Consider the following 7,738-nt stretch of genomic DNA (forward strand, 5'->3'; position numbering starts at 1 on the left):
CCCGCCCGCCCATTGCGTCGGCGCGGTACGTCCAGGCTGAGCTGGCCTATGATGACTGCGCTTACGAAGACGCTTTCACCGAGTAAATCAATCGCTACGCCCCGCAAGTTGCTCACCTATGTCCAAATTCACCTGTTCCTATACATATAGACCGGTGGACTGCCTACTTAGCAGGCTATTGCCGACCATCTGACAGGTTGAGATGGCCTTGGGCCGAAGTCCGGAGGGATGAGGTTGTCCGCTCACCCCGTTATACTTGGGGCAGGATTTTAAATTGTGGCAGCTTTTGGTAGTGGTTGGAAAGGGGTAGTATAACTGGCAAGTATTATTGGTACTTTCAGAAAAGCGTTCGAATGTACTACGCTCATCAACTCGATGTAGCTGTTAATCAGGCGACTGAACTCTTCTTTCTCGAGCAACTAAGTCCACTAATGCCACGAGCAAAGCAAGAAGGGCTGTTTTCCGTATTTCAAGTACAAATGAGAGAATTAGTTGGGGAACTCCGAAGTTCTTCAATCTACAAGTAGGGTCTCCCTTCACGGCGCTGCGCTTGTGCGAATTTGCGTTGCGCACGATCGATGCCATGGTGACGCTGACATTTTACTTACCATTAGTTGGATGGATAGCGGGGCGGGTAGTTCCGCCGCGTTGGCGAGCCGTCGCTGCTGGAGCCACTGTGCATTCGATACACTCGACACTGCATAAGCTTTTTACGCGCCTAAAGAATAGACATCAAGGCGCTGTTATTAGGCGGGCGAAAAAAAATTGTTGAGCTGCCGAAATTATCCCCCAACATATCGGATTGATAGCCAGCTAGATCGGGACTGATTCATGCGTTGAAGTCACCAATATTCCATTTGCTCACTGTGTCCAATTCCTTTATGTGTATAACATGTGGACACATTATTAGTCGAATGCTCTTTTGTTTCGAGACTCTGTGGCATTCTTTTTTTTTAATTAAATCGTCTCGCTTTTTCAGCGACGTAATACATTCGTGAGCCCATTCGTGGAATGCATAGAGTGTGGCACGTTACTTGCTGAAGATAAATTTAACAAGTTATTCGAACGCATCGTATAAATCACTAAGTGTGAACCTATGAAATCATTTGCTATCATGATGACTATCGCCGAAATGTCGATGATATTTGCAACCTTGGGTTGCAGGGCTAAAGACATAGCAAGTCATCGTCTCCCATTCTTGAACAATCCCTCTCGCGATGAATTATCAAAGACCGAAGCACCAAGTGAACACGCGCAGTGTCAAACGACCGATGATCAATGGGCGCGGTGGAAAACCAGTGAAATTTCCCGCGCAGCAAAAAGTGATTATGCATCAAATACACGCTATATTTACGATCATCTGCAAGAATGTGAGCCACAAATTAAAAAACTTTCCTCATCCCAAGTATCCTTTTCTAACTTACGGCGATTTACACATCGCCATTGGTTAAGTAAGCAGCCAAGTCACAAGCTTGGACTAAACATTGAAGACCAGGCGTACCTGGAACTCTTGGAATCCCGAGGTTATCTTTCGCTACCAAAAAGTCTTAGCTCACAAGAATTTCTATTGAGCCTGAATAATACAACGGGCGATGATGCCGCACTAATAGAAAAGCAGATTCGTACTTTTGACGCCAGCTGGCGCGCAGTTTACTTCCGATCAAGAAATCTGCCGACAGTAGATAATAGTCAGGCAAGATCTCGTCTTCTAGTCTATGTTCCAGGGGCGACCCATGATCGCTTTATTCAGTTCGGCGTCCGGGACGACATCACAGCCCCGTTGTCATCAATTGTATCCCAAATAATTATTGAAAAAACGAATTTTGAAGATGGATCCCCGCTGTCTAAGCCGATTGCACATCTCATTGATTTATGGAGAATTCGCAGCGCAATCGGGATCCAGATAGTGCCTCGCGTATCAACTGTAAAAACGTCAGAGCCGTGCTACTCGTGCCACCAATCGCCATTAATAAAAATCAATCCACAACCTGACACTGTAAAAGATGATCTCAGTAAAATCGATCTTTACGCAATAAATGATCAGATAAAAAAATATGGCGCCGCCGAATTCGCTGGTCTTGATAGAAACGATCTGGGTCCAGTGGTCGGTGACGTCGTATCTGAAGAGCAATTGCTTAGAGCACAAGAATGTGTTCGATCTTTCACGGCTGATGATGAATTAGTGAATCTAGTTGTATCAAGCATGCACTGTTCGTCCTGTCATAATGGTCATCGACAATTTGAGCTTCAATATTATGCCGCAATGCCCAATCAATTCGCGTTAGACACAAATATGCTTCGGCAATCGATAGTTATTGACAAAACAATGCCGCCCGATCCGGCTTTGTCGGATTCTGGGAGAAAAATCCTTTTCGAATGCTTGGTTCGTCAGACGTCCAGGCCTGACATTCTGAAAGGTGATCTCGAACAATGGCTGCTTGAATCAGATCTAAGAAATTAGAAAATAAAAGTACTCTAAACATCGTAATGCTCACTCATCAAAGTGGGAGTGCGCTAAACAAGGGGATAGTATTTATGAAGGATATCGTAATGAAAGGTGTCGCGTATCTCGGACTGTCAGTCCTGGCTTTTTCGGGATGTAGTCAGAAGCAAGATCAATCCTCAAAGGCGAAAGCCATTTTGGGTGAATCCAGCCGGTTACTACCTACGGACAATCCAACCTTGAGAAGTACTGTTGGTTATCTGTTAACTTCGGATGGATCAAGGTGCACTGCCTTCGTCACTGGAGAAAAAGAGATCACCACAGCTGCGCATTGCAGAGGCAAAAACGCGGATGCAGGCAAAATCGATGCAACGTTCACTCGCTTAGATGGTAAAAATATACATCTAAGCAAAGTCACGAGATTAGAGACAAAAAAGGATTATCTGGTTCTCGAATCTGACGAAAGTTTCTCTAGCAAGTTGGAAGTAAGCCTCTTATCAGGTCAAAATGTTTCCATCGTTGGCTATGACTTTGATAAAGGAAATCTCTACACTCAGGAAAATTGTACGGTAGATAGGAGACTTGACAGCGCGGGCGTGTTCCTGCACTCATGTGATAGTCTCTCGGGATTTTCTGGCGGGCCGATTCTACAAAACGGTAAGGTTGTCGGTTTGCATATTGGTTACCAAGAAAAGGTCGATCGCAATGTCGCATTCGACTTTGCCAAACTGTGGGACGATAGTGTCGATGTAGCTGAAGTTGGTGTTAAAGATGAATGCTTATTCGATTGCCATATTCGCATGCCCAAGCCGCCCAGTCTTTCAGATATTTTTGGTGGGCTCACGAACTCAATCAAAGGCAATATTGCAGCTGACGTAGCAAACCAAGCACAAGAAGGAGGGTGGACAAGAACAAGCTGCCCAGTTGTAGGTGCCGGAGCTATCTTGTTGCCTGCCGCCACATATATAGCACCAGCTTGCGCAGCCTCTGGTTTCATCACCGCCGGAATCGGAGTGCCGGCATGCGTAGGTGCTGTTAGTGGATCCATTGTTGGTGCTGTTTGTTATACACTGTGCGATGATCATCGATTGGCAGATTGTAAATGAAATCAGTGGTCAAAGTTCATGCAACTGGCATGTTTTTGACATAATTTATCAAATATATTTGGAGAGAAAAGATGAGAGTACTGATTGTTGTAGCCGCACTGTCGATCGGAAGCTCCGGTGCTCGGGCCGAAACGGCGCCACAAGGCGGATGGAAACTTGGTCTCGATTTTGAGCAGCAAGTCTATGTGCGTCAAGGTCTTCGCTTGGAGAAAGTAGACGCTGAAGCTGGTAGCTCTATCGGTGTGACCATTGGATCCCAGAGCCCCACCACTGTCGATTCAGACGGCAAAAGACATAGTCGAAAAGTAGTGGATTACGGTGCTTATTACATCGGTGGGATCAGCATAACACCGGTGTTAAAGTCCCGCCTTGGTGTTCAGGCTGGTTATATGGCATTTCATAACGGGACCAGCACGTCTACAACTGGGGCCTCATACTTTGACGTAGTGAACGGCCTGGCTGTAAGCTACGGAAAAGTTGACTTCTTTACTGATCTTGCCATGCGTTTTTGGCTGTTTGGGACCGACAAAGACCTAGTCTTGGGAGATCGTCGACTGGAATCAGCGTACGTTTACCCTCGACTAGGGTTTAACGTAGCCATTTAGAGCTATATGACACTGCTACTAGGATTGGTCATTGGTGTCTGGGGAGGATGATTTTACTGATCAGACACCAAAGACCAATCTATCGGGAAGTCGGCCAGTACTCCCGGCTGCCCAGTCCATGGTGGCGACTGTCAGGTGCTGCAGACGCGTGGGGCTTACGTGTGCAATCAACGTCTACAGGCGTTTGCCGCAGGCAACAAAAATCCGAGTGGGTTGATGCTGCCGCGTAACCTGTGTAAGAGAGAACTCACACCTGACGAGATCAAAGCTATTTTGGCTGAAGGTGTCAGCCCTGAGTTACAGGGATTTGTGTCTAAATCCGGTCGGCCGTTTAGCGCCAAGCTGAGACTGACCAAAGAGGGCGGTGTCACCTTCGAATTTGCCGAAAGGTCGCAAGGAAGCCATGAGCAAAAACGTCCCTACTCCAAATTCCAACGACGCCGCGTCGGCAAATCAGCCAATCGATCCGAGCGCCCCGGCTAAATCCAAGCTAAAAATGGCGATCTCCGTCGTCGTATTGTTACTGCTCCCGTTTGCTGCCTTAGCTCTTGTGTGGAAGGACCGCTGCAAACGCACCGAGCTGCAGTCGGTAGCCAGTCCCTCAGGTGAATACACGGCACAGCACTTCCGCGTCGACTGCGGCCCTAGTATGGCAGTCGCTACCGAAATACGACTATTTAAAGTCGTCGGCGGCAAGCTTGGTGACAACTCTACCGTGCTAGTCCTGCCGTCAGACGAGCTGCTGGAGATCATATGGGCCGACGCGCAGACCATTACGATTCAATTGCCTGGGCGTCAGGCACAAGTGGTCAAGTACCGCCGCGAGTGGGCGGGCGTGCACGTTGGGCTTATTGGCGATGTGGTCAGCTCGGTGCCTAAGGATCTGGAGAATATGTTTGATTGAGCACTTGTCTGATTGGCGGGAGCTCTAGCGAAGCAGTCCAAACATGTGCAGCGGTATACGGTCGCCCGATCCAGTCTCAATGCCGTCGATCGCTAGCACTTTAGTTAGTTCAGGTTTATGGCCACTCTTGGCCAATTGCCGGTCGCCCTTGTTTGGTCCACCCACTGCGATAGCCAATTGCTCGTCCACCAGAAAATCGACGTCGCCCAGTGACTTAACTGCATGAAGCGGCTTAAGGCTCGAGTATAAAAATGTCTCACGGACTGTGCCGACCGAAGGATCGACTCTATGCGGAGCAGTGACCGCAGCTAGCAAGTTAGTATTGGCAAGATAAATCTTCTCAGGTTTACGCACTGACTTGAGTCCAGTGCCGGCCATGGCAAGGCCCTGAAGTAGCCTGCCTTGCTCGAGGCAATTGAGGAAATGATAAGTCGATGTCTTGGCGACTCCGAGGTCTCGGCTGAGTCCCTCGACATTTAACTGAAAGGGGTTAGAAGATGCTACGGCCCATAGGATCTTCTTGAGCACAGTTACCTTAGCCGCCGATATATTGAACAGCGCTGGCAGGTCTTCGCTCACCACTTTGTCGATAACGCTCTGTAGTCGTTGATGGTAGCCGCCTAGACCCTGCAAAAAAAACGGATACTGGCCATGCCTCAGATAATTACGAAACGCCCCCAACAATGGACCTTTTGCAGATAAATCGCGAGCTATCGCAACGTGATCCCGAACCAGCTCGGCAAGCGTGAGCTGTGGAACGTCAGGACGCCCCGTCAAATGCAGAAACTCACGAAACGACAGTTCAGGCAAATCGTACCACAGGACACGACGCGACAAATCAGCGCCACCTCTAGCTAGTGCCGCTGAGGAGCTGCCACTTAGCCAAATCGTCTTACCAGGATTGCTATCTATCAGGCTTTTAATCGCGGCCGTCCAATGTTCGGCTCGATGGACTTCATCAATTATGATGGCCTCGCCACCAGCTTTGAAGTGGTCGCGCCCGATCTCGTAAACTCCTACAGCCGCAACTTGCACATGGGCGGCCGAAACATAAAGGCAGCGTTCATGACTGCCGTAGAGCTCCCAATACTTTTGCAGCAGTGCCGTGGTCTTGCCCACACCGCGCGCTCCCGTTAGGCCGATGACCCTTTCATTCCAATCAACTTGTACCACGCCAAGGCGCGAGAAGGATCGCGGAGCGGCCGCCGTGACGACGCCGTGGATGTCAATAAGGTCCTGATTTATCAAGAAAAGATGCCTTTTATCGGGCTAAAGTTAGTTTTAAGGCCGTATTATTTATAATACGGTAAAGTAATATATGCGTATTCTTGATAATACGATATTGTTTAGCCTGCGTCCACATCACTCTCTCTGTGAACTACCGCTACCCCTAAAGGGGTAAGGTTTCCGATAATTGCTTGAAGCCGCAGCTTCTCGCTTTCTCATCTTTTTTGACGCTTCGCCGTCCTTGCCAGATTCGCTTCGCTAAGCTGGTCTTATGCGGACTCCACTTCCGATACCCGCCTTGCAGCGAGCAACCCCGTTCCAGGGTCGAAAATGACTTGTACGCTAGAAAGTTATGTCAGTTTTAATCCGCGTTGGCGGGGTGAGTGTAGCCACGTACAGGTACACTCGACACAACACTAAGGTTTTTACCGATGCCATGTTTTGGGCATCGAACCCGTACCTTACTTGTCAAGGAGCGAGGGGATAATATTCGATGCAATTTGCTTATACAAACGGATTTAGCGGCGGTATTCGCTAACGCGAAACCTTAGTGGATCGCCTTGACCGCCCCATAAATAAGGCGGATTGCGGCGATCATATGTTCAATCTCTTTCACTCTCTTTCTAATCTACACGGTGTCTTTAGAGACAGTTTTATGTCGCCATTTGTCTAACACGGAGCAGCACGATTGATAAATCACCAGCTCGCTCAGGATTTCATTGGCAGCGGCCTTGGCTTCTGCTGTGCCGTGGTCCAAGATCCGACGCGTCTACATGGCGTAATATGGGACTACAAAATACTTTGCGATGAAACATGTAATATTGAAGAGTTGGGATGTCTTGGACTTTGGCACTTAGGCTGCACACACTGTACAGCTTTTTTGCCACGTTCTCACCTGCGCCATTGTGAATGTCACGGCATGTCGCCCGCGGACTTCTTCACACTCCGTCCGATGTCACTTCTCTCATCAGCTGGCTAAGCGTCAAAGTTCGCCCACATGGGCGAGCCTCAAAAACAAGTTCACACCTACCAGGCAAGACAGCCCGAAGACACTGTCCTCTGCGAGGTCCTTGCCGAGCATGTCGAGACCTTCATCGCGCAAAGAGAAACTGACGGCAAGGGACTTCCGGAATTTGTCGCCAAAGAGCTCAGGGGTATCTGCGCTGCGGGGTTCTTCAGTGCGGTTTTTTGCGCACAAAAGGTAAGGCCTGCGATTTTGAGCGGGCGGTACCGTTTTCGTGCAAGGGCCGCGGTTTTTGCCCGTCGTGCTGTTGCAAGAGAATGGCGGAAAAAGCACACACTAAAGAGGCCATACCAAGGTTCATCGCATTTGAGCCACCGACAGACCAAGAAGTCTGTGATGTTGTCGAAAAGATCGCGACCAAGACGATCAAGTTCCTGCGCAAAAAGGGATATCTTCAAGAAGAAGGCGAAGAAGTTCTTCGTCCAGACC

General features: G+C 48.7%; 7 protein-coding genes. 6 read left to right on the top strand and 1 reads right to left on the bottom strand.

Going from position 1 to position 7,738, the window contains the following annotated elements:
• The first annotated feature begins 1,096 nt into the window (after positions 1-1,096).
• The 5 genes from FJ146_18610 (at position 1,097) to FJ146_18630 (ending at position 5,058) form a co-directional block, all read left to right on the top strand.
• Positions 1,097-2,461 (top strand): hypothetical protein, encoded by a 1,365-nt coding sequence (locus FJ146_18610; protein ID MBM4253984.1) that lies wholly within the window; start codon positions 1,097-1,099, stop codon positions 2,459-2,461.
• Positions 2,462-2,487: 26 nt separating this feature from the next.
• Positions 2,488-3,549 carry a hypothetical protein gene (locus tag FJ146_18615; protein MBM4253985.1) on the top strand — a complete coding sequence of 354 codons (1,062 nt, stop codon included), beginning with the start codon at positions 2,488-2,490 and terminating at the stop codon, positions 3,547-3,549.
• Between the two features lie 71 nt (positions 3,550-3,620).
• A complete protein-coding gene (locus tag FJ146_18620; protein MBM4253986.1) occupies positions 3,621-4,154 on the top strand; it encodes a hypothetical protein in 534 nt (177 codons plus the stop codon).
• A gap of 135 nt (positions 4,155-4,289) precedes the next feature.
• The gene (locus tag FJ146_18625) at positions 4,290-4,637 is read left to right on the top strand and encodes a hypothetical protein (GenBank protein MBM4253987.1); all 348 of its coding nucleotides are present in this window, start codon (positions 4,290-4,292) and stop codon (positions 4,635-4,637) included.
• The gene (locus FJ146_18630; protein ID MBM4253988.1) at positions 4,558-5,058 is read left to right on the top strand and encodes a hypothetical protein; all 501 of its coding nucleotides are present in this window, start codon (positions 4,558-4,560) and stop codon (positions 5,056-5,058) included. The genes FJ146_18625 and FJ146_18630 overlap by 80 nt, the downstream gene beginning before the upstream one ends.
• 24 nt (positions 5,059-5,082) lie before the next feature.
• Here FJ146_18630 and FJ146_18635 read toward each other — a convergent pair whose 3' ends face one another.
• Positions 5,083-6,306, bottom strand: coding sequence for an ATP-binding protein (locus FJ146_18635; GenBank protein MBM4253989.1), 1,224 nt, complete (start codon positions 6,304-6,306; stop codon positions 5,083-5,085).
• A 1,110-nt stretch (positions 6,307-7,416) separates the two neighbouring features.
• Between FJ146_18635 and FJ146_18640 the strand changes: the two genes are divergently transcribed.
• On the top strand, positions 7,417-7,738 hold a 322-nt coding region (locus FJ146_18640; protein ID MBM4253990.1), incomplete at its 3' end, for a hypothetical protein.

The sequence above is a fragment of the Deltaproteobacteria bacterium genome, assembly GCA_016874735.1.
Lineage (GTDB): Bacteria > Bdellovibrionota_B > Oligoflexia > Oligoflexales > CAIYRB01 > CAIYRB01.